This window comes from Geodermatophilus sp. SYSU D00696 (assembly GCF_054050235.1).
On record NZ_JBJGYY010000001.1, the window covers coordinates 271,441 to 294,375 of the forward strand.

Sequence of the window (22,935 nt, forward strand, 5' to 3'; positions counted from 1 at the left end):
GGCGCCTCCCTCCGCGCCCGGCGCCGGCCCGACGTAGCCTCGCGGGGTGCACGACCTCCCCGCCGGCCGGTTCGCGGTCTGGGCGACCGCCTGGCTCTCCGGCCGCACCTCCACCGACGCCGCGCTCGACGCGCTCGCCGACGACCGCGCGCACCCGGTGACCGGCCTGCCCGGCGCGTCGGGCACCGTGCCGCTGAGCTGGGCGCTGACCGCGCTGCGCGGGCTCGGCGAGCGCCGGGTCCGCCTGGTGCTGCCGGTGCCCGGCGACGTCCGCGGCCTGCCTGCGGCACCGGGACTGGCCGCGCTGGCGCTGGAGGCCGGCCAGGCGGCGGTCGGCGAGCGGGTGGCGCTGGTCCCCGAGAGCGCCGGCCCGGAGGTGGTGGCCTGGACGGCGGTCGACCTCGCCGGCGTCGCGCCCGCCCCGCCGCCGGCGGAGGGCCCGCTGCGCGCCGTCTCCGGGGCGCTGGACCTGGCGGTGGTCGACGCCGCCCGCACGCTGGCCCGCCTCGACCTCGCCCGCTGGCACCCCGAGGTCCCCGCGCTGCTGACCGGCCTGGCCGGCGCGCGGGCGCCGGAGCTGCCCCCGGACACCGACCCGCTGGCGTCCTCCGTGCTCGCCCGCGCGCGGCGGCTGGCCCGGGTGCTCGACCTCGCGACCGCCGACGCCCCCGGCGGCGCGGTGACCGGCGGCCAGGCCGCCGCCCGCGACGACGCCCTGCGGCCGCTGGCCGCCGCCGTCCGCGAGGCGACCCTCGCCGCCTACAACGCCGTCCCGCGGTAGCCGCCGGCGGGCTGACCGCCCTCACGGCCGGACGGCGGTCACCAGCCAGGCCGCGGAGGCGAACTCGACGCCGTCCGGGCCGGCGTGCGCCTCGAGCCGGCCGCGCAGGTCGGCCACCGCACGCTCCCGGGCGGCGTCGTCCAGGCCCTCGAGCAGCCAGCCGGCGAGGCCGAGGACGAACGTCTGGGCGTCGTCGGGGTCGGCGCCGAACCACTCCGGCTCGGCCAGTCCCTCGATCTCCACCTGGCGGTGCCCCGCGGCGGTCAGCACCTCGCGGATGCGCCCGGGGTCGGCGAGCGAGAACGGTCCGGGCGCGCCCGGCGGCGGCGCGGGCAGCGGACGCCCGGCGGCCAGCGCGCCCAGGATCTCGGTCATCCACTCGTTGGCCTCGATCGCCTGCCACACCAGCAGGACCAGCCGGCCGCCGGGCACGAGCGCGCGGCCGACGTTGGCCAGCGCGGCCACCGGGTCGGCGAAGAACATCGCGCCGGTCCGGCTGATCGCCACGTCGAAGCCGGCCGGCGGGAAGGTCGCCACCTGGGCGTCGGCCTGCTCGAACCGGACGCCGGTCAGCCCCTCCTCGGCGGCGCGCCGGCGGGCGACCCCGAGCATCGCCGAGGACAGGTCCACGCCGAGCGCGGACCCGGTGCGGCGCGCGGCCTCCCGCGTGGTGCGGCCGGTGCCGCAGCCGACGTCGAGGACCCGGTCCCCCGGGTGCAGGTCGGCCGCGGCGAGGAAGGCGGCGTCGTAGCGGGCGATCGACCGGTCGAAGCGGTCGGCCTGGGCGGCCCAGTACGCGCCCTGGTCGCCGTCCCAGGCGGTCAGCTGCGCGGCGTTGGCGGGGTGGACGTCGACCACGGCACACCGTCCTCGGAACGGCCCCCGGTGGTCCGACGGTCTACCCGCCGCACCCGGCCGGGGTCAACGGGGGCGCGACGTTGCGGGCGTTCCTGGCGCTCTGCCGGTGCTGCAGGACCGGCACAGCGTGAGGAACACCCGCAGTGCGGGTCAGGCCGGGCGGGGCCGCGCGACGTGACAGCAGGCGGCCGGGCAGTTGGTGCCCAGCCGGGGCTCCCCGCCGGCGCGGCGCTGCTGCAGCAGCTCGCGGACCATCGCCACGAACGCCGGGTGGGTGCCTGCGGTGCCGGCGCGGACGAAGGCCAGCCCCAGCTCCTCGGCGGTCTCCCGCGCCTCGTTGTCGAGGTCCCAGACGACCTCGAGGTGGTCGCTGACGAAGCCGACCGGGAACAGCACGACCGCCGTCTCGCCGTTCTCGTGCAGCGCGCGCAGGTGGTCGTTGACGTCGGGCTCCAGCCACGGCACCGACGGCGGGCCGCTGCGGCTCTGCCACACCAGGTCGAAGGCGCGACCGGGCTCGACGGCGTCGACGACGGCGCGCGCGGCAGCCCGGAGCTCGGCCTCGTAGGCGTGCCCGTCGGGACCGGCGACGGCGGCCATCGCGTCGGGGATCGAGTGCGCCGTCGCCACCAGCCGGGCCGTGTCCCGGTGCTCGGGAGGCAGCTCGGCCAGGGCGGCGGCGAGCGCGTCGGCGTTGGCCCGCACGAAGCCGGGGGTGTCGAAGTAGTGCGGCAGCTTCTCCGCCGTCGGGCCGCCGCCGGTCGCGATCCGGGCCCGGGCGAGGTCCTCGTGGTACTGCCGGCAGCCGGAGTAGGAGGCGTAGGCCGAGGTCGCCAGCACGTAGACGTGCTCGACGCCGTCGTCGGTCATCTGCTGCCAGACGTCCTCGACGTAGGGGTCCCAGTTGCGGTTGCCCCAGTAGACCGGCAGGTCGACGCCGTTCGCGGCGAGGTCGGCCCGGACCGCGTCGACCAGCGCCTGGTTCTGCTCGTTGATCGGGCTGACCCCGCCGAAGTGGTGGTAGTGCTCGGCGACGTCGAGCAGCCGCTCGCGCGGCACCCCGCGGCCGCGGGTCACGTTCTCCAGGAACGGCATGACGTCGTCGTGGCCGCGCGGGCCGCCGAAGGAGAGGACCAGCAGCGCCTCCCGGCGTCCGGCGGGCGCGGGCGCGGCCGGCGGGGGCGTCCCCCCGTTGTTGCGGACGGCGAGCGAGGGCTCCTCGTCGGGTCGCTGGCCGGGGTGCAGGTCGACGGTGGCGCGGGGCACGGACTTCCTTCTCGGTGGACTGCGGGGCCGGATGCGCTCACACGCCGACGGCGTGGAAGCCCCCGTCGACGTGGACGATCTCGCCGGTGGTGGCCGGGAACCAGTCCGACAGCAGCGCGACGACGGCCTTGCCGGCGGGCTCGGTGTCGGTGACCGACCAGCCCAGCGGCGCGCGGCCCTCCCACGCCTCCTCGAACTGGGCGCTGCCGGGGATCGCCTTCATCGCCATGCTGCGCAGCGGGCCGGCGGCGACGATGTTGGACCGCACGCCGTCGGGGCCGAGCTCGCGGGCCACGTAACGGCTGACCGACTCCAGGGCCGCCTTGGCCGCGCCCATCCAGCCGTAGACCGGCCAGGCGACGGAGGCGTCGAAGGTGAGGCCGACGACCGAGGACGGGTTCGCCAGCAGCGGGCGGCAGGCCTGGGTCAGCGAGGCGTAGGACCACGACGACACCTGGAACGCCGTCGCGGCGTGCTCCCAGGAGACCTCGGGGAAGCCCTCCCCCATCGCCTCCTGCGGGGCGAAGCCGATCGAGTGGACGACGCCGTCGAGGGTGTCGAAGCCCTGCTCGCGCAGCCGGTCGGCCAGCGTGGCCAGGTGCTCGGTGTCGGTCACGTCGAGCTCGACGACCGGTGCCTCCTGCGGCAGCCGCTTGGCGATCCGCTGGCACAGCGACAGGGCGCGGCCGAAGTTGGACAGCACGACGGTGGCGCCCTGCTCCTGCGCGATCCGGGCGGTCGCGTACGCGATCGACGCCTCCGTGAGCACGCCGGTGACCAGGACCTTCTTGCCCTCGAGAATCCCCATCAGTGCCCCATCCCCAGTCCGCCGTCGACCGGGACGACCGCCCCGGTGACGTATCCGGCCGCGTCGCTCGCGAGGAAGCGGACGACGGCGGCGATCTCGTCGGCCTCGGCGTACCGGTTCAGCGGCACCTGCCCGAGGATCTCCTGCTGCCGCTTCTCCGGCAGCTCCGCGGTCATGTCGGTGCGCACGAACCCGGGCGCGACGACGTTCGCGGTGACGTTGCGGCTGCCGAGCTCGCGGGCGATCGAGCGGGCCAGGCCGACGAGGCCGGCCTTGCTCGCGGCGTAGTTGGTCTGGCCGGCCGAGCCGAGCAGCCCGACGACCGAGCTGACGAACACCATGCGGCCCTTGCGCGCGCGGACCATCTTCGGCGTCGCCCGCTTGGCGACCCGGTAGGCGGCGGTGAGGTTGGCGTCGAGGACGTCGGTGAAGTCGTCCTCCTTCATCCGCATGAGCAGCCCGTCGCGGGTGATGCCGGCGTTGCTGACCAGCACCTCGACCGGGCCCTGGTGCTCCTCGACCTCGGTGAACGCGCGGTCGACGGCCTCGGCGTCGGTGACGTCGCACTGCACGCCGAACAACCCCTCGGGGGCGCCGCTGCCACGGTGGGTGACGGCCACCGCGTCGCCCTGCTCGGCGAAGGACCGGGCGATGGCCAGCCCGATCCCCCGGTTGCCGCCGGTCACCAGCACCGACCTGGCCACGTGCACCCCCTGTCCGAGGACCTCGTCCGGCGTCCAACCTAGTTGGACTGCTCCGGTCCCACCCGGCCGCGGGTGGTCAGCCGGGCGTCTGCAGCTCGACGTCGTAGGAGGTGATGGTCGAGAGCGCCCCGCCGCGGAACTCGTAGACGTCGCAGGAGGCCACCACCGACGTGCCGCCGCGGTCGGTGTAGCGGGCGACGGTGTCCACGGCCGCGGCGTCGCCGTCGGCCACCACGACGAAGCGGGTGAACTCCACGTCGGTGGCCGCGAGCGCGGCGAGGGTCTCCTCGCACGCGTCGACCACGGCCTGCCGGCCGACGAACTGCCGGGTGCCGACGGCGGTCCAGACGACGTCGGGGGCCAGGGCCGCGTAGACCTCGCGGAAGCGGTGCCGGCTGAAGGCCTCGGCGACCTCACGGGGTGCGGTCACGGCGCCCTCCGCGTCGCGGCCTCGCGCACCAGCGCGGCCACCTCGGGCGTCGCGGCGTGGGCGCCGGCCTGGATGAACGACTGCTGGATGACCTCGTCGAGGCGGTTGCGCGACATCATGTCCGCGCCCATCGCCTCCTGTTCGGTGGCGCCCGGCGTGAAGACCGCGGTCCGGATGCCGGCGGTGTGCAGGGCCCGCACCTCACGGTCGAGCACCCGCTGCGAGAAGCGGCGCACGGCGGCGGTGACGTCGGGCCGCCAGCCCGGCGACCCGCTCATCGGGGCGACGACGAGCACGAGGCCGACGCCGGCGTTGCGCATCACCGCGGCGTTGGTCGCGGAGTGCACGCCGCCGTCGACGTAGGCGTGCCGGCCGATGCGCACCGGGGCGAAGTACCCGGGCACCGCGCAGGAGGCGGCGACGGCCAGGTGCAGCGGCGCCGGCGGTGCCCCCGGGCGGCCGAAGACGACCCGGCGCCCGTCCCGGCGGCGCACCGCGGTGATCCAGAGGTCACGCTCGGGCCACCCGGGCCCCTCGACCTCGCGCAGGGCGGCCAGCTGCTCGACGACGTCGTGCTGCCCCGGCGCGAGCAGCGTCATGGCGGCGGCCATCGGGTTGAACCGCAGCGGCCGGGCCACCGCCCGGGCGATCAGGTGCGGGCCGGGCAGCCGCAGCGGCCGGCGCAGCACCTCCAGCGGCCGGAAGGGCGCCAGCTCGGGCACGACGGTCGCGGCCATGGTCTTGAGCACGTCGTCGTCGCCGGACAGCGGCGCCTTGACCGTCCAGGCCGCGAGGTCCTCGGCGGAGACCCCGGCCCGCAGCAGGGTGCCGGTGATCGACCCGGCCGAGGTCCCGACGACGACGTCGACGCCGCGGGCGTCGAACCCGAAGTCGTGCTGGAGGACCGCGAGGACGCCGGCGTGGTAGGCCTGACCGACGACGCCGCCCCCGCCCAGCACCAACCCCACCCTGACCACGGAACGAGGGTGCCACGGGCCTGGTCCGCAGGCCCGGCGGGGCGGGCCTGCGCTGCCTACGCTGACCCGGTGTTCCTCCTCTTCGGGTTCGGCACGAAGCAGCAGCACCTCGGCCCCGGGCAGCTGCGGACCTGCCCGCGCTGCTCCCACACCACGGTGTGGTCGCGGATCCGCCAGTTCCGGCAGTTCAGCGTGTTCTTCGTGCCCGTCCTGCGCTGGCGCCGGCAGCACCTCGAGGTCTGCGGCGTCTGCGGCACCGCCGTCGCGGTCTGAGCCGGCCGCGGGCTCCCGGCCCGCTCAGTCCGACCAGAACGCGTCGAAGGCCTCGGCGTCGAGGTGGCCCTCCCACACCTCGGACAGGCGGCCGTCCCGGACGTGCCCGATGAGCGCCAGGCGGGCCTCCAGGGAGCGCCCCGCCCGCTGCCCCCGCTCGGTGTGCAGCCCGACGACGTGCTCGTCGCCAGCGACCACGTCGTGGAGGTCCGACCGGAAGGTGCCCTCGGTCAGCGCCGCCAGGCGGCCGAAGAGAGCCACCACCTCGTCGAACCCCTTGTAGTCACCGGCGAGGACGTTGCGGCCCGGCACGTGCCAGACCAGCTCGGGGTGGAACAGGCGCCGGAGCGTCTCGACGTCGCCTGCGGCTGCTGCTGCGTAGAGGTCCCGGAGCAGGACCTCGTTCGGGTGTGGCACGACCGCCTCCTGGCCTCCCGTCGGGCTGGGCGGCCGATGCTGCTCCCAGCCGGGGACGGGAGCGAGGGGTGTGCGTACCGGTACTCCGGAGTCGGGCGCGTGCGCACGGTGCGTCACCGGCCGTGCCCGCGCCGGCACGAGCCGGTCAGCCCGTGGTCCGCCGGGCCCGGACGGCCTCGGCCAGCTCGGCGAGCACGGCCTCGGTCGTCGCGGGGTCGATGCAGGCGTCGGTGACGCTCACGCCGTGGGCCAGCCGCTCGGGGTGCCGCTGGTCGAGGTCCTGCCGGCCCTCCACCAGGTTGCTCTCGACCATGACGCCGCGGATGGCCCGCTCCCCGCCGGCCACCTGCCCGGCGAGGTCGCGCACCACCGCGGGCTGGCGCCGGTGGTCCTTCTGGCTGTTGCCGTGCGAGGCGTCGACGACGAGCACCTCCGGCAGTCCCCGCTCGGCCAGCCTGCGCCGCGTGTCGGCGACGTGCGCGGACGAGTAGTTGGGGCCGTGGCGGTCGCCGCGCAGGATGACGTGGGCGGTGTCGTTCCCGGTCGTCGACAGCTGCGCCGACACCCCGTGCGGGTCGACGCCGAGGAACTCGTGCGGGGCCCGCGCGGTGAGCACGGCCGAGATCGCGGCGTCGATGCTCCCCTCGGGCGAGTTCTTGAAGCCGACGACCGACGAGAAGCCCGACACCCGCTCCCGGGCGGTCTGGTCGGTGACGTTGCGGGCGCCGACGCCGTTGTAGGTGACCAGGCCGTTGACGTACTGCGGCGTCAGCGCGTTGAGCGGCTCGGCGGCCACCGGGACGCCGAGGCCGGTGATCGCGATCATCAGCATCCGGGTGGCGACCAGCCCGACGCTGATCCGGCTGGACCCGTCGAGGAAGGGGTCGTAGGCGAACCCCTTCCAGTCGACCTCCGTCCGCGGCTTCTCGGTGTAGGTCCGCATGAGGATCTCGAGGTCCGCGCCGTGCCGCTCGCGCATCCGGGCGAGGAAGCCGGCGTACTCCAACGCCGCCTCGGGGTCGTGGATCGAGCAGGGGCCGGTGATCACGGCGAGGCGGTCGTCGCGGCCGGTGACGATGTCGGTGACCGCGCGGCGCCCGGCGGCGGTGGTCGCGGCGGAGGCGGCCGACAGCGGCAGCACCGTCGCGACCGACGCCGGGGTGACGACCACGCTCAGACCCGTGATCCGCGTGTTGACCAGCCCGGAGACGTCGGCGCCGTCGGCCGGCCGGACGCCGAGCCGCTCGAGCACGCCGGGCAGCAGCGCACCGAGCGCGGCGTCGATCTGCCCGTTGACCTGCGTCTGCACCTCGACCAGGAGGTCGGCGACCCGGGTCGCCGCGTCCAGGATCCGCTCAGCCGGCACGGGACTGGCCGAACGTCGTCATGCGGACCGTCTCGGGCAGTGCCTGCAGCGCGGCGTGCAGGGTCGGGGGCAGCTCGCCGTTGACGTCGGTGACGACGTAGCCGAGCTCGCCGCGGGTGGCCAGCACCTGGCCGTCCACGTTGAGGCCGTGCTCGCCGACCAGCGCGTCGACCCGGGCCATGACGCCGGGCACGTTGCGGTGCAGCAGCGCGAACCGCGCCGCCGAGGACCCGTGCAGCGCCACCGCGGGCAGGTTGACGCTCAGCGTCGTCGTCCCGGTGCGGGTGTAATCGGCCAGCTTGCCGGCGACGAAGCGGCCGATGTCGTACTGGGCCTCCTGGGTCGACCCGCCGACGTGCGGGGTGAGGATGACGTTGGGCAGCCCGCGCAGCACCGAGTCGAACGGGTCGCCCTGCTCCTTGGGCTCGTCGGGGAACACGTCGACGGCGGCCCCGGCGATGTGCCCGCTGAGGACGTGCTCGCGCAACGCCTGGTGGTCGACGACGAAGCCGCGGGAGAGGTTGAGGAAGAGGCTGCGCCGGCGCATCCGGGCGAACTGCTCGGCGCCGAACAGGCCCGCGTTGCCGGCCCGCCCGTCGACGTGCAGCGTCACCGTCTCCGCCCGCTCGAGCAGCTCCTCCAGGCTGCCGCAGGCCTCGGCGTTGCCGAGCGCGAGCTTGTCCTCGAGGTCGTAGAAGAGCACCCGCATGCCCAGCGCCTCGGCGAGCACCGACAGCTGGCTGCCGATGTTGCCGTAGCCGACGATGCCCAGGGTCCGGCCGCGGATCTCGTGGCTGCCGGTCGCCGACTTGTCCCACACCCCGTCGTGCAGGGCGCGGTCCCGGTCGGTGAGCCGCCGGGCGAGGCTGATGATCTCCGCGATGGCCAGCTCGACGACGCTGCGGGTGTTGGAGTACGGCGCGTTGAACACCGCGACGCCGGCCGCGGCCGCCGCGGGCAGGTCGATCTGGTTGGTGCCGATGCAGAAGGCGCCCACCGCCGCGAGCGCCGGGCGGCTCTCCACGACCTTCCTGGTCACCTGCGTCTTCGACCGGATGCCGAGCAGGTCGACGCCGTCGAGGGCGGCGGCCAGGTCGGCCTCGTCGAGCGCGCCCCGCAGGGACTCCACCTCGTAACCGGCCGAGGACAGCAGTTCCACCGCCACCGGGTCGATGTTCTCCAGCAGCAGGGCTCTGGGCATGTCGGACTCGTCCTCCCTCAGACAACGCGACTGCCCATGCTCCCAGGCCCGGCCGCGCCGCCGGTGGGGGCCGGCCGGACCGCACCCCCTTCGGGCGGGCCAGCGCGGACCGTCGGCGCCTGCCGATCGATGCCGTCGGGGCCCCGCCCGCCGCACGACCTAGCCTCAGCCGCATGCGTGCCGTGCAGATCACCCGCTTCGGCGGCCCCGAGGTCCTCGACGTCGTCGACCTCCCCGACCCCGTCCCCGGCGACGGCCAGCAGCTCTACGAGGTGTCGTCGGCGGGGGTGAACTACGCCGACACCCACCAGACCGAGGACAGCTACCTGGCTCCGCAGCAGCTGCCGCTGGTCCCCGGGGCCGAGTTCGTGGGCCGCCCGGCCGGCGGCGGGGAGCGGGTGGTCGGGCTGCTCGAGGGCAGCGGTGGCTACGCCGAGAAGGTGGTCGCCAACCCGCGGCTGACCTGGCCGGTGCCCGACGGCGTCACCGACGAGCAGGCCCTCGCCCTCGTGCTGCAGGGCACCACCGCCTGGCACCTGCTGCGCACCAGCGCCCACCTGGCCGCCGGGGAGTCGGTGGTCGTGATCGCCGGCGCCGGCGGGGTCGGCTCGCTGGCGGTCCAGCTGGCGAAGCGCTGGGGCGCGGGCCGGGTGATCGCCACCGCGTCGAGCGCGGAGAAGCGCGCGCTGACCGAGGAGCTCGGCGCCGACGCCAGCGTCGACCCCGCCCTCGCCGACGACGACCCCAAGGCGTTCGCCGCCGCGCTGCGCGAGGCCAACGGCGGCAAGCGGGTCGACGTCGTCCTGGAGATGACCGGCGGCAACGTCTTCGACGGCGCGTTCTCCGCCCTGGCGCCCTTCGGCCGGCTCGTGGCATACGGCATGGCCGGCCGGCGCCCGCCGAAGCCGGTGCAGGCGCCGGCGCTCATGGGCACCAGCCGGGCGGTCGTCGGCTTCTGGCTGGCGCACTGCTTCGGCCGGCCGGCCATGCTCGACGAGGCGATGGGCGAGATGCTGCCGCTGGTCGCCGACGGCGCCCTGAAGCCGGTCGGCGGCGGCCGTTTCCCGCTGACCGCCGTCCGCGAGGCGCACCAGGACCTGCTCGCCCGCCGCACCACCGGCAAGCTCGTCCTCGACCCCACCCGCTGACGCCCGCGGGTGCCGGGGCCCCTCCCCGGCACCCGCGCCCCGTCAGCCCTGGGTCGGGATCTTGTACGGCGCTGTCGCTCCGGCGTCGATCATCATCGTCGTGCCTGTGACGTAGCGGGACTCGTCGGAGGCCAGGTACAGGACGGCGTTGCTGATGTCGACCGCCTCCACCCAGGGCACCGGCAGGGCGTTGAGCGGCCGGAACGCCTGCTCCGCCTCCTCGCGGCTGAGGTCCTGCCGCCCGGTGAACAGCTCGTAGCTCGCCGGGTTCTGCACCATCGGTGTGTCCACGGTCGTGGGGTGCACCGAGTTGACCCGGATCCGGTGTGGCGCCAGCTCGACGGCGAGCGCACGCATGAGCCCCACGACCCCGTGCTTGGCGGCGGTGTAGTGCGCCAGGTTGGGGAAGGCGATCACCCCGGCCGTGGAGCTGGTCAGGACGACCGAGCCCCCCTCGCCCCGCTCCACCATCGACGGCACCGCCGCTTTGACCGTCTTCCACACGCCGGTCAGGTTGACGTCGACGACGTCCTGCCACTGCTCCTCGGTGAGCTCGAGGGCGGGGGCGTAGCTGCCGATCCCGGCGTTGGCGCAGACGACGTCGACGCGCCCGAACTGGGACAGCCCCTCGTCGACGACGCGCTGCAGCGAGCCGAGGTCGCGGACGTCGGCCTGCTGGGCGACGATCCGCCGGTCGAGCGCCTCGACCGCCTTGACCGTCTCCTGCAGGTCGGCCTCGGTCGCGCCCGGGGAGGGCACCGTGGCGATGTCCTGGCAGATGTCCACCGCGATGATGTCGGCACCCTCCTCCGCCAGCCGGATGGCATGGGCGCGACCCTGCCCGCGTGCGGCACCGGTGATGAAGGCGACCTTCCCCTCGACCCGTCCCACGGTGACCCCCTCCGTCGCGGGGTGCACCCCGGTGGCCACCCCGGTGCCGGATCACTGTGATCCGGAGCGCACAGGAGGTCAAGGACCCTCCTGCCGTGCGGAGGAGCGAATGCGCCGGGAGGCCGCACCTCTCGCCGCAGGGGCCTCCCCCCCAGGGGTCACGGGGTCTCGCCCGGTCCCCGTCACCGTCCCTAACGTCCCCGGTGACCACTGCTGGGGGTGTGCAACGGCGCCCGGTCCCCGGTGATCACCCGATCGCTCGCTCCTGGGGAGACCGTGTCCCGATCCATGCCCCGATCCCGCGCTGCCGTGTTCACGCTCGGCGCCGCACTGCTCACCGGACTGACCGGCTGCGAGTGGCCCGACGTCAGCATGAGCCCGGGCCTCAGCGCCGAGGCCGCCGAGACCACCGAGGCCGAGCCGGCCGCCGACGAGGACGACGCCGCCACGGCCGCGGCGACGACGTCCGCGGCCGCCCGCCCGGCCGGCGACCTCGACAGCGGCTCGCTCACCCGCACGCTGCCGGCCGGTGACCGCACCGTCGTCGTCGACTACTGGACCGACCAACAGGCCACGACCTGGACCGCCGGGGACGACAAGACCATCCAGCTCTCGGCGCACGTCGAGGGCGGGGACGGCGACGCCGAGGTCCTGGTGACCCGCTTCGCGGCCACCACCGACGACGGCAGCACCCGCGCCCTCGCCGCCGAGGACCGCGGCGAGTTCGCGCTCACCCCGCCGTTCAGCTACACCACCGCGCTCAGCCTGCCGGGGACCGCGTCGGCCGCCGGCTCGCTCACCGTCTCGGTCCAGTTCGACCTGCTGGTCGAGACCGAGCCCGGCGCGGAGCGCTACTTCCGCCAGACCGTGCTCGACACCCTCGAGCTGCCGCTCCTGCAGGAGGACCCCTCGTGACCCAGCTCGTCGTCCACGGCAACCGGCGCGCCACCGACCGCGCGCACCTGCTGGCCCGCGGCGGCCAGGAGATCCCCGACATCAGCTCGCTGGTGCCGGCCGAGTTCGGCGGCTCCGAGGCCCGCGACCAGCAGCCGCGGCACGCCACGATCAGCTGCGTCATCCCGGCGTACAACGAGGAGTCGACGATCGCCGACGTCCTCACCTCGCTGCTGGCCCAGACCCGGCCGCCGGACGTCATCCACGTCGTCATCAACAACACCGACGACGACACCCCGGAGATCGCCGGGCAGTTCGCCGGCGAGCACACCCGCGTGGTCAAGGGCGAGAGCTACCGGACCGTCGTGCACGTGCACGACATCGGCGAGAACCCCGACAAGAAGGTCGGCGCCCTCAACTACGGCTACTTCGTCAGCCGCGGCCACGACTACATCCTCGGCGTCGACGGCGACACCACCCTCGACCGGCGCTGCGTGGAGTGGCTGGAGAAGGAGATGGTCACCGACCCGCGCATCGGCGGCCTGTCGGCGATCTACACCTTCGACAAGTCGAGGGTCCACGGCGCGATGGCGCGGTTCCTCGTCGCCGGCCAGCGCGCGCAGTTCGCCGGTTTCAACATGGACAACCTGGTCCGCGGCCGGAACATGGCCGTGCTCGGCGGCCAGTGCAGCCTGTTCAGCGTCCGCGCGCTCGAGACGGTCATGTACCGCCACCACCAGTCCGCGCCGTGGGTGCGCGACTCGGAGGTCGAGGACTCCAAGCTCTCGCTGCAGATCAAGGACGCCGGCTTCAGCACCAAGATCAGCGCGCGGGCCCGGGCCTTCGTCGGCCCGATGACCACCCTGCGGGCGCTGCACGGCCAGCAGGTGAAGTGGAACTTCGGCGGCATCGACCTGCTCTGGCCCGGCCAGCGCGGCGACAGCAAGGGCCAGCCGCTGCACCCGAACCTGCGGCTGCGCTGGTACGAGAACGTCTCGATGGTCTTCAACATCGGCGCGCGGATGGGCTTCCTGCTGCTCCTTGCCGCGGCGCTGTCGATCGACGCCTTCGTGTTCAACCCGGTCTGGCTGATCCCGCCGGCGGTGGCGACGCTGCTCAACCTGCGGATCGCGCTGTCGATGCACGACACGAGCGCCAGCGACATCTTCTACGCGCTGCTGGTGGCGCCCGCCGAGCTCTACATGTGGGTCCGCATGGGGCACTTCCTCACCGCGTGGGTGCAGTTCTTCGCCCGGGTGGAGAAGGACAACTGGGCGGCGCAGGCGGCGGCCGAGCGGGGCCGCGGGTCGGCCTACGTCATGCCGGCGGTCTGCGCGGCGGCCACCTTCGTCGTGCTGATCTTCGCCTGGAGCCAGCAGAGCATCGGCGTGCAGTCGGCGATCCTGTCCATCGGCTGGCCGGTGCTCTACCTGCTCACCGTCCTGCAGACGATCTTCATGCTGCGGAAGCTGGTCCGCCGCCAGCGCGGTTTCACCGTCTGAGGCCACCGCTGCGCAGCATGGGCCGCCGGGGACGACGCCGTCCCCGGCGGCCCGTCGTCGTCCGCGGGCTCAGCGCGCCTCGGGGTCGGGGCCGTTGACCGCCCGGCCGCCGTCGACGGGCAGGACGGCGCCGGTGACGAAGGCCGCCGCCGGGGACAGCAGGAAGGCGACGACGTCGGCCACCTCGGCGGGCGCGCCGACCCGGCCCAGCGGGTGCAGCGCGGCCAGCTCGGCGTCGACACCGGGGTGCGAGGCCCGGAACTCCTCCAGCCGGTCCGTGGCGATCGTGCCCAGCGCGACGGCGTTGGCCCGGATCCCGTCGGGCCCGTGGTCGACGGCGACGGCCCGCGTCAGCCCCTCGACCGCGGCCTTCGCCGTCGCGTAGGGCAGCGCCCCGCGGACCGGCCGCTGCGCCTGGTGCGAGGACACGGTCACGATCGCCCCCGGCCGGCCGTGCGCCCGGAGGTGCCCGACGGCGGCCGAGCAGCTCGCCAGGGCCAGGGCCAGGTTCGCGGTGACCAGGTCGAGCACCTCCGCGGTGGTCGCCGAGGTGAGCGTGGCGTCGCGGAAGACCGCGGCGTTGGCCACCCAGCCGGTCAGCGGGCCGGCCTCCTCGGCCAGGGCCGCCGCGCGGTCGAGGACGGCGGGGTCGCGCGCGTCGCCGCTGACCAGCCGCAACCGGTCGTGCACCCAGCCGAGGTCGGCGGCGGTGTCGACCACGACCACCTCGCCGTCGGCGGCCAGCCGCTCGGCGATCGCCCGCCCGACGCCCTGCGCTCCGCCGGTCACCACCGACGACGGCCGGGGCGCCACGTCAGAACAGCCGTTGCAGGCGCCAGGCGGCCAGGCCCAGCCCGCCGAAGAGCAGCAGCGTGGCGATCCGCACGAACCAGTAGGACACGTCCTGCGGCTCGGTGGTGTAGCCGATCTGGCTGCCCAGGTCGTCGTAGACGGCCTCGAGCTCGGCGCGGGTGCGGGCCTCGTTGTACTGCCCGCCGGTCTCCTCGGCGATCTGCCGCAGGGCGTCGCGGTCGATGGGCACCGGGGTCACCTCGCCGCCGATCTCGATCGACCCGTAGTCGGTGCCGAACGCGATCGTCGACACCGGCACCCCGGCCGCCTGCGCCGCCGCGGTCGCCTGGGTGTTCTCCCGGCCCACGGTGTTGTAGCCGTCCGACAGCAGCAGGATCCGCGCCGGCGGCAGCTCCTCGCCCTCGCCGACGTCGAGGGTGGACTGGAAGGTGCTGATCGCGGTGAGCGAGGTGAAGATCGCCTCACCGATCGCGGTCGCCTCCGACAGCTCCAGGTTGGCGATCGCCCCGCGCACCTGGTCGCGGTCGGTCGTGGGCGTGACCAGCGTCGAGGCGGTGCCGGAGAACGACACCAGCCCGAGGTTGATCCGCTCGGGGAGGATGTCGACGAAGTCCGAGGCGGCGTCCTTCATGGCCTCGAAGCGGCTGGGCTCGATGTCCTCGGCCTGCATCGACAGCGACACGTCCAGCGCCAGCACGACGGTGGCGGTCTCCCGCGGCACCCGCACCTCGGTGCTCGGCCGGGCCAGCGACAGCACCAGGCCCAGCAGCGCGGTCAGCGTCAGGCCGAACGCGACGTGCCGCACCCACCCGGCCCGCTTCGGCAGCAGCCCGGCGGCCAGCCCGGTCTGGGAGAACCGCGCCGCGTACACCCGCCGGCGCAGCTGCATGACCACGTAGAGGACGGCCAGCGCGACGACGGGGACGAGCGCGATCAGCCACAGCGGTGACTGGAAACTCACGAGCGGACCTCTCTGGGGGTCGGGGCGGTCACCGGGAGGCCCCGCCGCTGCCCGCGCGGCGCCGGTCGGCCACGAAGCGCACGACGTCCATCAGCCAGTCGCGGTCGGTGCGCAGCTGCAGGTGCCCGGCGCCGGCGCGGCGCAGGCCCGCGGCGATCGCCCGCCGCTGCTCGGCCGCGCCCTCGGCGAAGCGGGCGCGGAACACCGGGTCCCCGGTGGGCACCTCGAGGGTCTGCCCGGACTCGGGGTCGCGCACGGTGAGCAGGCCGACGTCGGGCAGCTCCAGCTCCCGCGGGTCGACCACCTCGACGGCCAGCAGCTCGTGCCGGGCACCGAGGCCGCGCAGCGGCCGCTCCCAGTCGGTGTCGCCGAGGAAGTCGCTGACCACCACGACCAGCCCGCGGCGGCGCGGCGGGCGGCGCAGCGTCTCCAGGGCGGCGGCGAGGTCGCCGCGGCGTCCGGTGGCGGCCCGCGGGGTGGCCACCACCCCGCGCAGCAGCCGGTCGGCGGCCAGCCGGCCGGCCTGCGCCGGGTAGCGGTCCACCCGCTCCCCGGTGGTGACGACGGCGCCCAGCCGGTTGCCGCCGCGGACGGTGAGGTGGCTGACGGCGGCCAGCCCGGCGATGGCGAGGTCGCGCTTGTCGCACAGGCCGGTGCCGAAGTCGAGGCTGGCCGAGAGGTCGACCACCGCCCAGGTCTCCAGCTCCCGGTCGGCGATCGTCTCGCGGACGTGCGGCACCTGCGTGCGCGCGGTGACCGGCCAGTCCATCCGCCGGACGTCGTCGCCGGGGTGGTAGGTGCGCGAGTCGCCGGCCTCGCTGCCCGAGCCGGGCACCAGGCCGAGGTGGTCGCCCTGCAGCAGCCCGTCGAGCCGCCGCCGGACGGTCAGCTCCAGCCGCTGCAGCAGCACGTCGGCCGGGCCCTCGCCGAAGTGCGGGGGCGAGCCGTCGCCGTCCCGCGGGTCGATCCCCGAGCCCGGGGTGCCCGCGGGCGCGGGCGCCGTCGCCGTCCCCACCGCGCCGGCCGGGGCGGGGTCCGCCCCGGCCCGTGCGCGGCCGCGACGTCCGATCACGCCTGCGGGGCGCCGGGGACGTGCCCGTTGCCGCCGGGCACGCCGGCGCCGGGCTGGCCGCCCTGTGGCATCGACCCGTTCTGCGCCGGGCCGGCCGGGACGGCGCCCGGCTGGCCGGGACCGGCCTGGCCCGGGCCGCCGGGCGCGAAGCCGGGCGGGCCGTACGGCGGCAGGCCCTGCGGCGGGCCGAAGGGCGCCCCGGGCGGCGGCACCGCCGGACCGCCCGGCGCGGCGGGGCCGTAGCCGCCGGCCCGCTGGCGGGGGGTCACCTGCGGCAGCGGCACGGTCTGCAGGATCCGCTTCACCACGTGGTCCGGCGGGACGCCGTCAGCCAGCGCGTCGTAGGACAGCACCAGCCGGTGGCGCAGCACGTCGGCGGTCACGTCGAGCACGTCCTGCGGCAGCACGTAGTCGCGGCCGCGGACCAGGGCCAGCGCCCGGCCGGCCGCGATCAGGCCCAGCGAGGCGCGCGGGCTGGCGCCGTAGGACACCCACGAGGCGACGTCGTCCATGCCGTGCTCGCGCGGCTGGCGGGTGGCCACGACGAGCCGGACGACGTAGTCGACCAGCGCGTGGTGCACGAAGACCTGGGAGGCCGCGCGCTGCATGCGGCGCAGGTCCTCCGGGCCGAGGACGGTCTCGGGCACCGGCGGGGTCGACCCCATCCGGTAGATGATCTCGCGCTCCTCTTCCGGGCTCGGGTAGTCGACGAGCACCTTCATGAGGAAGCGGTCGCGCTGCGCCTCGGGCAGGGGGTAGACGCCCTCGGACTCGATCGGGTTCTGGGTGGCCAGCACGAGGAACGGGTCGGGCAGCGGGTGGGTGACGCCGCCGATGGAGACCTGCCGCTCGGCCATGACCTCCAGCAGCGCCGACTGCACCTTGGCCGGCGCGCGGTTGATCTCGTCGGTGAGCACGAAGTTGGCGAACACCGGGCCGAGCTCGGTGTCGAAGGCGTCCTGTCCGGCCTTGTAGATGCGGGTGCCCAGGATGTCGGCGGGCACGAGGTCGGGGGTGAACTGCAGCCGGGCGAACCGCCCGCCGACGACGGTGGCCAGCGTCTCGACGGCGAGGGTCTTGGCCACGCCGGGGACGCCCTCGAGGAGCACGTGCCCGCGGGCGAGCAGCGCGACCAGCATCCGCTCGACCAGGCGGTCCTGGCCGACGATGACCCGCTTGATCTCGAACAGCGCCCGTTCCAGCCGGGCGGCGTCGGCCGACGGCGGCACCGGGGCACCGGCGGCCGCGGCGGTGGCGCCGGCGGGCTTGTCGAGAGGGGTGCTGGCGGCGGTGGTCACGGGGCTCCTCGGATGCCGGTCCGCGGCCTCCCGGTCCGGATCGGGGCTCCCGGGGGGCCGGTGACGGGGCCTTCCGCCCGTCCCGGGGTCAGTGTCCCACCCGGACCTGGGTGTCCGTCCGGTCCCGCGCGGCGCCGCGCCGCCCGCCCCGTCGGCGGGACACGCCGGGCGGACGCGCCGTACCGGGGGGTGCGTCCCCCTGCCCCGGGGGTCCAACGGCTGCTAGCGTTGGCGACGCGTCGGGCAGCTCCCCCCGTGGCTGCCCGACGCCCTCATGCCCAGCCGGTGTCCGCGCCCGGCAGTGCGTCCTCCCAGCCTCCCTGCAGGGTCCCGCCGCGAGCGTGCGAGCGGTGGGGGCAGGGAGGTCCTTCGTCACGCCGTGGGGCGGACCGCCCCGAAGTACGTGCTGCCGAACCACATCGGCGCCACCTTGACCACGTCGCCGCTCTGCGGGGCGTGGACCACCTTGCCGTCGCCGATGTAGAGCGCCACGTGGTAGATCGAGGTGTAGGAGCTCCCCGAGCCCCAGAAGACCAGGTCGCCGGGGCGCAGGTCGCCGCGGGCGACGGTCTTGCCGCGGTTGTTCCACCACTGGTCGCGGCTGGTGCCGCCGATCCGGATGCCGGCCCGCGCGTAGGCGTACTCCGTCAGCCCGGAGCAGTCGAAGCCGTGGATGCCGGTGTCCGGCGGGATGCCGTAGCTCGGGCCGTTCGCGCCGCCGCCGCCCCAGCTGTAGGGCAGGCCGCGCTGGGACATCGCCGCGTCGATCGCCCGCTGCACAGCCGAGGCCGACGGGGCGCCGGCGACGGTCGACGACGGCGGCGTCGGCGTGCCCGCCGCACCCCCGGAGGACGAGCCCGACGAGGAACCCGACGAGGACGAGCCAGACGGAGCCGGAGCGGGAGCCGGAGCGGGAGCCGGAGCCGGAGCCGGGGCCGGGGCCGGGGCCGGGGCCGGGGCCGGAGCCGGAGCCGGAGCCGGGCGCGTCGACGGGGCGGCCTGCGGAGCGGGCGGGGCCGGGCGGGCCGGGGCGGGGGTCGCGCTGGCCGCGGCGCGCGCAGCCGCGGCGCGCGCAGCCGCGGCGGCGGCCGCAGCGGCCGCGGCCTCGGCGGCGTCCTGCTCCTGCTGGAGCTCGGTGACCTCCTGACCGGCGGCCGCGGCCTGGGCGGCCAGGGCGTCACGCTGCCCGGCGAGCGCGGCGGTCTGCTCGCGGGCGGAGAGCTCCTGGGCCTGGGCGCCCTCGAGGATCACGGCGGCCTCGGCCTGCAGCTCCTCGGCCTGCTCCGACGCGGTGTGCGCCTCCTGCTGGGCGACGGCGGCCTGCTCCTGCAGGACGACGAGCTCGCCGACGACGTCGACGCGGTGGGTGCCGGCCGCCTCGAGCAGCGCGGCCCGCTCGATGAGCTGCGCGGGGCCGCCGGAGGACAGCAGCGCGGCCGCGCCGGGCGCGGTGCTGCCCTGGATGTAGGTGTCGCGGGCGTAGGCGGCGACCTGGGCGCGCCCGGTGGCGACCTCGGCGTCGGCCCGCGCGGCGGCGGCCGCAGCCTCGTCGGCGGCGGCGCGCGCGGCCTCGTAGGCGGCCTGCGTCTCCTCGTAGTCCTGCAGCGCGATCTGCGCGTTCTGGTGCGCCTGGGCGGCGGCGGCCTCGGCCTCGGCGAGCTGCGCGCTCAGCACGCCCACCTGCGCCGAGGCGGCGTCCCGCGCGGCCTCGGCGGCGGCGATCTCCTCGTCCGTGGGCGCCGCGGCGGCGGTGCCGGGGGTCAGCCCGACGGCCAGCAGACCGGCCACGGCGGTCCCGGCGGCGCGCAGCGCCCAGCGGTGATGTCGCGTGCGCGTACCCGTACCCACGTGCCGACCCCTCCCGGTGCGCCGGCGTGCGGGCCGGGCGCGTGCTCTCCGGGCACCCGTCCGGGTGCCACCCGCACGGAGATCGACCGGCCGGGTGGCCCGGTTGAGAGCGTCTCCCCCCGAAGGGTGGGGTCGGGCCCCTCCCGGCCGGGAGGGGCGGCGGGTTCAGTTCACCTGACGTTCGCTCGACTGCCAGAAGGGCTCGCGCAGCTTGAACTTCTGGATCTTGCCGGTGGCCGTGCGGGCCAGCGCGTCGCGGAACTCCACTCGCTTGGGCGTCTTGTACCCGGCCAGCCGCGAGCGGCAGTGGGCGATGATCTCCTCCGCGGTGACGGTCTCCCCCTCGGTCACGACGACGATCGCGGTCACCAGCTCGCCCCACTTGTCGTCGGGGATGCCGATCACGGCGACCTCGGCGACGGCGGGGTGGCTGAACACGGCGTCCTCCACCTCGATGGAGGAGACGTTCTCGCCGCCGGTGATGATCACGTCCTTCTTGCGGTCGGAGATGGTCAGGTAGCCGCCGTCGTCGATGCTGCCGCCGTCGCCGGTGTGGAACCAGCCGCCCTCGAGCGCCTCGGCGGAGGCGTCGGGGTTGTCCCAGTAGCCGGCCAGCACGGTGTTGCCCTGGGCGAGCACCTCGCCGGACTCGCTGACCCGCAGCCGGGTGCCCAGCGCCGGGACGCCGGCCCGTGACAGCCGCTTGGCGCGCTCCTCGGGGTCGAGGTCGTCGAACTCCGCGCGCGGCCGGTTGATGGTCAGCAGCGGGGCGGTCTCGGTGAGGCCGTAGATCTGGTTGAACTCCCAGCCGAGCTCGGCCTCGACGCGGGCGACGGTGCGCGAGGGCGGCGGCGCACCGGCGACGACGATCCGCACCCGGTCGCGGCCGGGCACCTCTCCGTCCCACTCGGCTGCGGCGTCGAGGACGGCGTTCCAGACGGCGGGCGCGCCGGACATCATCGTGACGCCGTGCTGCTCGACGCGGCGCAGGATCTCCGCGCCGTCGACCTTGCGCAGCACCACCTGGCGGGCGCCGACGCCGGCCATCGTGTACGGCAGCCCCCAGCCGTTGCAGTGGAACATCGGGAGCGTGTGCAGGTAGACGTCGCGGTCGCTGACCTGCATGTGCATGCCGAAGGTGACCGCGTTGACCCAGATGTTGCGGTGGGTCATCTGCACGCCCTTGGGCCGCGCGGTGGTGCCGCTGGTGTAGTTGATGGTGGCGGTGGCGTCCTCGTCGGGCTCGCCCCACGGCCGGGGCTCGGCGCCGAAGGCCAGCAGCTGCTCGTACTCCTCGCCGGTGCCGAACCGGTGCTCGGCCTGCACGCCCTTGAGCGAGGTCTCCAGCTCCGGGTCGACCAGCAGCACGCGCGCGCCGCAGTGCCCGACGATGTAGGAGACCTCCTCCGGGTTGAGCCGGAAGTTGATCGGCACCGCCACCCGGCCCGACGACGGGACGGCCAGCAGCACCTCCAGCAGCCGGGCGGCGTTGTGGCTGACGATCGCCACCCGCTCGCCCTCCTCCACGCCGAGCGCGTCGAGACCGGCCTGGAGCGCGCGTCCGCGACGGGCGAACTCGCGCCAGGTCACCTCGCCCAGCGACGGCGCGGGCTGGCTCGGCTCGTCGACGACGCCGACGCGGTCGCCGTAGACCAGCTCGGCGCGGTCGAGGAAGTCGCGGGTGGTGAGGGGCACGCGCATGCGATCTCCCGGGGAGCCAGGGCCGACCGCGGGCCGGTCAGCCGCTCGACGTGGTCGCCGTCACGCTAGCCGCCTCCGCGACGATCAGGTGACCTGATCGTGCAGCGTCCTCCCGCACGGTGGGCGGTGAGGGAGGACGCGCTGCGGTGAGGGAGGACCCGCTGCGGTGCGGGAGGACGAGGGTCAGCCGTCCGTGGCCAGCACCGCCCACGCGGCGGCGACCGTGCCGGCCGTCGCCGCGACCACCCGGACGGTGTCGGCGTGGCAGAGCCGGCGGTGCACTCCGGCGTCCCACCCGGCGGCCAGCTGCCGGTGCAGCGGGACGGCGACCAGCGCCGTCACCGCGAGCACCAGCGCGAGGCAGCCGCCGCTCGCGAGCACCGGCAGCAGCGGCGTCCCGGCCGGTCGGGCGGCCAGCAGCCACAGCGTGGTGACGGCCTGGCCGGCGAACAGCGGCCCGACGACCCACGCGATCAGCCGCTGGTGCGCCCGCTCGTACGCGGGGAACGCCTCCGGCGGCACCCGCGCGAACTGCGGGTAGACCAGCGCGCGCACGGTCCACTGGAAGCCGGCGTAGGCCGCCGTCAGCGCGAGGTGGACGACGAGGAGGGTCACCGCTTCGGCGGCTTGCCGCGCCAGGCCAGGCTCTGCGCGTCGAGCTCGCGCAGCAGCGGGTCGCCCTCGGTGAGCACCCGCTCGGCCAGCGCGACGGCGCCGGCGAGCTGCTCGTCGGACAGCTGCGCGAACGCGGGCGACCGGCGGCGGTCGAGCACGTCGTACCAGCGCCCCGCCACGGCGTGGTCGAGCACGATGCGGCCGAAGCAGTGGTCGTTCCTGACGACCCAGCGGCCCTCGCGGGCCCGCCGCGGCAGCTCGCGCAGCACGAGCTCGCGGTAGCGGGCCTCGAGCTCCGCGCGGGTCACGCCGTCCCCAGCAACCGCGGCAGCGCCGTCGAGATGGGCTCGCGGACGACGAGGTCGGCCAGCCCGTCGTAGGGCGTGGGCTCGGCGTTGACGATGACGACGCGGGCCCCGTGCGCCGCGGCGACCTCCACCAGCCCGGCGACCGGGTACACCACCAGCGAGGTGCCGACGGCGAGGAAGACGTCGCAGTCGGCGGCCGCCTGCACCGCGGCGTCGAGGACCCGCTGGTCGAGGGCCTGCCCGAAGCTGACCGTCGCCGACTTGAGGATGCCGCCGCAGACCAGGCACGCGGGGTCGGGCTCGCCGGCGTCGAGCCGGGCCAGGGCGTCGTCCATCGACGTGCGGTCGCCGCAGGACAGGCACTCGACGGCGTGCACGGTGCCGTGCAGCTCGAGGACCCGGTCCGGTGCGGAGCCCGCCGCCTGGTGCAGCCCGTCGACGTTCTGGGTGAGCAGCGCGCGCAGCCGGCCCCGGCGGCCGAGGTCGGCCAGCGCGCGGTGCCCGGCGTTCGGGGCGACGTCGGCGGCGCGCATCCCCGCCCGCATGCGCCACGCCTTGCGCCGGATCCCGGGGTCGGAGACGTAGTAGGACAGCGTCACGAGCTTCTCGGCGTCGGGGTCGCGGGTCCACACGCCCTGCGGCCCGCGGTAGTCGGGGATGCCGCTGTCGGTGGAGACGCCCGCACCGGTCAGCACCGTGATCCGGCGGGCGCCGGCCAGCCAGTCCGGGAGCGGGTCGGGCACGGCGCCGGTCACGCCGTCCACCGTAGGTCCGTCCTCTCCTCGTGCGCGTCCGCGGAAGTG

24 protein-coding genes are annotated in these 22,935 nt (G+C 75.5%); 5 read left to right on the forward strand and 19 right to left on the reverse strand.

Translation table 11 applies throughout. From position 1 onward, the window contains the following. The first annotated feature begins 46 nt into the window (after positions 1–46). Positions 47–781, forward strand: a complete 735-nt coding sequence (locus tag ACI79O_RS01285) for a hypothetical protein (RefSeq protein WP_456886098.1) — start codon at positions 47–49, stop codon at positions 779–781. Positions 782–802: 21 nt separating this feature from the next. Here ACI79O_RS01285 and ACI79O_RS01290 read toward each other — a convergent pair whose 3' ends face one another. The 6 genes from ACI79O_RS01290 to ACI79O_RS01315 form a co-directional block, all read right to left on the reverse strand. After that, the gene (locus ACI79O_RS01290) at positions 803–1,639 is read right to left on the reverse strand and encodes a methyltransferase domain-containing protein (protein WP_456913157.1); all 837 of its coding nucleotides are present in this window, start codon (positions 1,637–1,639) and stop codon (positions 803–805) included. A 150-nt stretch (positions 1,640–1,789) separates the two neighbouring features. Further along, a complete protein-coding gene (locus tag ACI79O_RS01295; RefSeq protein ID WP_456886101.1) occupies positions 1,790–2,905 on the reverse strand; it encodes a ferrochelatase in 1,116 nt (371 codons plus the stop codon). A 37-nt stretch (positions 2,906–2,942) separates the two neighbouring features. After that, positions 2,943–3,713 carry an enoyl-ACP reductase FabI gene (gene fabI, locus ACI79O_RS01300; protein WP_456913158.1) on the reverse strand — a complete coding sequence of 257 codons (771 nt, stop codon included), beginning with the start codon at positions 3,711–3,713 and terminating at the stop codon, positions 2,943–2,945. Continuing rightward, the gene (gene fabG / locus ACI79O_RS01305; protein WP_456886105.1) at positions 3,713–4,417 is read right to left on the reverse strand and encodes a 3-oxoacyl-[acyl-carrier-protein] reductase; all 705 of its coding nucleotides are present in this window, start codon (positions 4,415–4,417) and stop codon (positions 3,713–3,715) included. The genes fabI and fabG overlap by 1 nt, the downstream gene beginning before the upstream one ends. Before the next feature lie 76 nt (positions 4,418–4,493). Continuing rightward, entirely contained in the window at positions 4,494–4,847 is a 354-nt protein-coding gene (locus ACI79O_RS01310; RefSeq protein ID WP_456886107.1) for a nuclear transport factor 2 family protein, read from the reverse strand. Further along, the gene (locus tag ACI79O_RS01315) at positions 4,844–5,824 is read right to left on the reverse strand and encodes a patatin-like phospholipase family protein (RefSeq protein ID WP_456886109.1); all 981 of its coding nucleotides are present in this window, start codon (positions 5,822–5,824) and stop codon (positions 4,844–4,846) included. The genes ACI79O_RS01310 and ACI79O_RS01315 overlap by 4 nt, the downstream gene beginning before the upstream one ends. Positions 5,825–5,893: 69 nt before the next feature. On the opposite strand from ACI79O_RS01315, the gene ACI79O_RS01320 reads away from it, so the two are divergent. After that, positions 5,894–6,097 (forward strand): zinc-ribbon domain-containing protein, encoded by a 204-nt coding sequence (locus tag ACI79O_RS01320; protein WP_456886111.1) that lies wholly within the window; start codon positions 5,894–5,896, stop codon positions 6,095–6,097. A gap of 24 nt (positions 6,098–6,121) precedes the next feature. On the opposite strand, the gene ACI79O_RS01325 is transcribed toward ACI79O_RS01320, so the two are convergent. The 3 genes from ACI79O_RS01325 to serA form a co-directional block, all read right to left on the reverse strand. Then, positions 6,122–6,514, reverse strand: a complete 393-nt coding sequence (locus ACI79O_RS01325) for a nuclear transport factor 2 family protein (protein ID WP_456886113.1) — start codon at positions 6,512–6,514, stop codon at positions 6,122–6,124. Positions 6,515–6,659: 145 nt separating this feature from the next. Beyond that, positions 6,660–7,880: a 3-deoxy-7-phosphoheptulonate synthase gene (locus tag ACI79O_RS01330; RefSeq protein WP_456913159.1), complete on the reverse strand. Its 1,221-nt coding sequence runs from the start codon at positions 7,878–7,880 to the stop codon at positions 6,660–6,662. Then, positions 7,870–9,081 carry a phosphoglycerate dehydrogenase gene (serA, locus tag ACI79O_RS01335; protein WP_456913160.1) on the reverse strand — a complete coding sequence of 404 codons (1,212 nt, stop codon included), beginning with the start codon at positions 9,079–9,081 and terminating at the stop codon, positions 7,870–7,872. The genes ACI79O_RS01330 and serA overlap by 11 nt, the downstream gene beginning before the upstream one ends. Before the next feature lie 173 nt (positions 9,082–9,254). Here serA and ACI79O_RS01340 point away from each other — a divergent pair, with 173 nt between their 5' ends. Continuing rightward, positions 9,255–10,229: a quinone oxidoreductase family protein gene (locus tag ACI79O_RS01340; RefSeq protein ID WP_456886120.1), complete on the forward strand. Its 975-nt coding sequence runs from the start codon at positions 9,255–9,257 to the stop codon at positions 10,227–10,229. A 42-nt stretch (positions 10,230–10,271) separates the two neighbouring features. On the opposite strand, the gene ACI79O_RS01345 is transcribed toward ACI79O_RS01340, so the two are convergent. After that, positions 10,272–11,120, reverse strand: a complete 849-nt coding sequence (locus ACI79O_RS01345; RefSeq protein ID WP_456886121.1) for a mycofactocin-coupled SDR family oxidoreductase — start codon at positions 11,118–11,120, stop codon at positions 10,272–10,274. Between the two features lie 288 nt (positions 11,121–11,408). On the opposite strand from ACI79O_RS01345, the gene ACI79O_RS01350 reads away from it, so the two are divergent. Both ACI79O_RS01350 and ACI79O_RS01355 read left to right on the forward strand, forming a co-directional pair. Beyond that, on the forward strand, positions 11,409–12,035 hold the full coding sequence (locus ACI79O_RS01350; RefSeq protein WP_456886123.1) for a hypothetical protein: 627 nt from the start codon (positions 11,409–11,411) through the stop codon (positions 12,033–12,035). Continuing rightward, positions 12,032–13,516 carry a glycosyltransferase family 2 protein gene (locus ACI79O_RS01355; protein WP_456913162.1) on the forward strand — a complete coding sequence of 495 codons (1,485 nt, stop codon included), beginning with the start codon at positions 12,032–12,034 and terminating at the stop codon, positions 13,514–13,516. The genes ACI79O_RS01350 and ACI79O_RS01355 overlap by 4 nt, the downstream gene beginning before the upstream one ends. A gap of 69 nt (positions 13,517–13,585) precedes the next feature. Here ACI79O_RS01355 and ACI79O_RS01360 read toward each other — a convergent pair whose 3' ends face one another. The 9 genes from ACI79O_RS01360 to ACI79O_RS01400 form a co-directional block, all read right to left on the reverse strand. Continuing rightward, positions 13,586–14,329: an SDR family NAD(P)-dependent oxidoreductase gene (locus tag ACI79O_RS01360; RefSeq protein WP_456913163.1), complete on the reverse strand. Its 744-nt coding sequence runs from the start codon at positions 14,327–14,329 to the stop codon at positions 13,586–13,588. 1 nt (position 14,330) lies between these two features. Beyond that, on the reverse strand, positions 14,331–15,290 hold the full coding sequence (locus ACI79O_RS01365; RefSeq protein ID WP_456874173.1) for a VWA domain-containing protein: 960 nt from the start codon (positions 15,288–15,290) through the stop codon (positions 14,331–14,333). Positions 15,291–15,318: 28 nt separating this feature from the next. Then, on the reverse strand, positions 15,319–16,362 hold the full coding sequence (locus ACI79O_RS01370) for a DUF58 domain-containing protein (RefSeq protein WP_456886130.1): 1,044 nt from the start codon (positions 16,360–16,362) through the stop codon (positions 15,319–15,321). After that, positions 16,359–17,660 (reverse strand): AAA family ATPase, encoded by a 1,302-nt coding sequence (locus ACI79O_RS01375; protein WP_456886132.1) that lies wholly within the window; start codon positions 17,658–17,660, stop codon positions 16,359–16,361. Before ACI79O_RS01375 ends, ACI79O_RS01370 begins: the two co-directional genes overlap by 4 nt. A 372-nt stretch (positions 17,661–18,032) precedes the next feature. Beyond that, on the reverse strand, positions 18,033–19,508 hold the full coding sequence (locus tag ACI79O_RS01380) for a C40 family peptidase (protein ID WP_456913164.1): 1,476 nt from the start codon (positions 19,506–19,508) through the stop codon (positions 18,033–18,035). Between the two features lie 165 nt (positions 19,509–19,673). Continuing rightward, positions 19,674–21,209 (reverse strand): AMP-binding protein, encoded by a 1,536-nt coding sequence (locus ACI79O_RS01385; RefSeq protein WP_456886137.1) that lies wholly within the window; start codon positions 21,207–21,209, stop codon positions 19,674–19,676. Between the two features lie 183 nt (positions 21,210–21,392). Beyond that, positions 21,393–21,824, reverse strand: a complete 432-nt coding sequence (locus ACI79O_RS01390; protein WP_456886138.1) for a DUF1772 domain-containing protein — start codon at positions 21,822–21,824, stop codon at positions 21,393–21,395. Continuing rightward, entirely contained in the window at positions 21,821–22,132 is a 312-nt protein-coding gene (locus ACI79O_RS01395; RefSeq protein WP_456913165.1) for a hypothetical protein, read from the reverse strand. Before ACI79O_RS01395 ends, ACI79O_RS01390 begins: the two co-directional genes overlap by 4 nt. Beyond that, positions 22,129–22,887, reverse strand: coding sequence for an SIR2 family NAD-dependent protein deacylase (locus tag ACI79O_RS01400; protein ID WP_456913166.1), 759 nt, complete (start codon positions 22,885–22,887; stop codon positions 22,129–22,131). Before ACI79O_RS01400 ends, ACI79O_RS01395 begins: the two co-directional genes overlap by 4 nt. Positions 22,888–22,935: the final 48 nt, after the last annotated feature.

Excerpts from the sequence above, each read along its gene's own strand:
- fabI (WP_456913158.1), bottom strand. The coding sequence starts at position 3,713 with ATGGGGATTCTCGAGGGCAAGAAGGTCCTGGTCACCGGCGTGCTCACG.
- serA (WP_456913160.1), bottom strand. The coding sequence starts at position 9,081 with ATGCCCAGAGCCCTGCTGCTGGAGAACATCGACCCGGTGGCGGTGGAA.
- ACI79O_RS01340 (WP_456886120.1), top strand. The coding sequence starts at position 9,255 with ATGCGTGCCGTGCAGATCACCCGCTTCGGCGGCCCCGAGGTCCTCGAC.
- ACI79O_RS01350 (WP_456886123.1), top strand. The coding sequence starts at position 11,409 with ATGCCCCGATCCCGCGCTGCCGTGTTCACGCTCGGCGCCGCACTGCTC.
- ACI79O_RS01385 (WP_456886137.1), bottom strand. The coding sequence starts at position 21,209 with ATGCGCGTGCCCCTCACCACCCGCGACTTCCTCGACCGCGCCGAGCTG.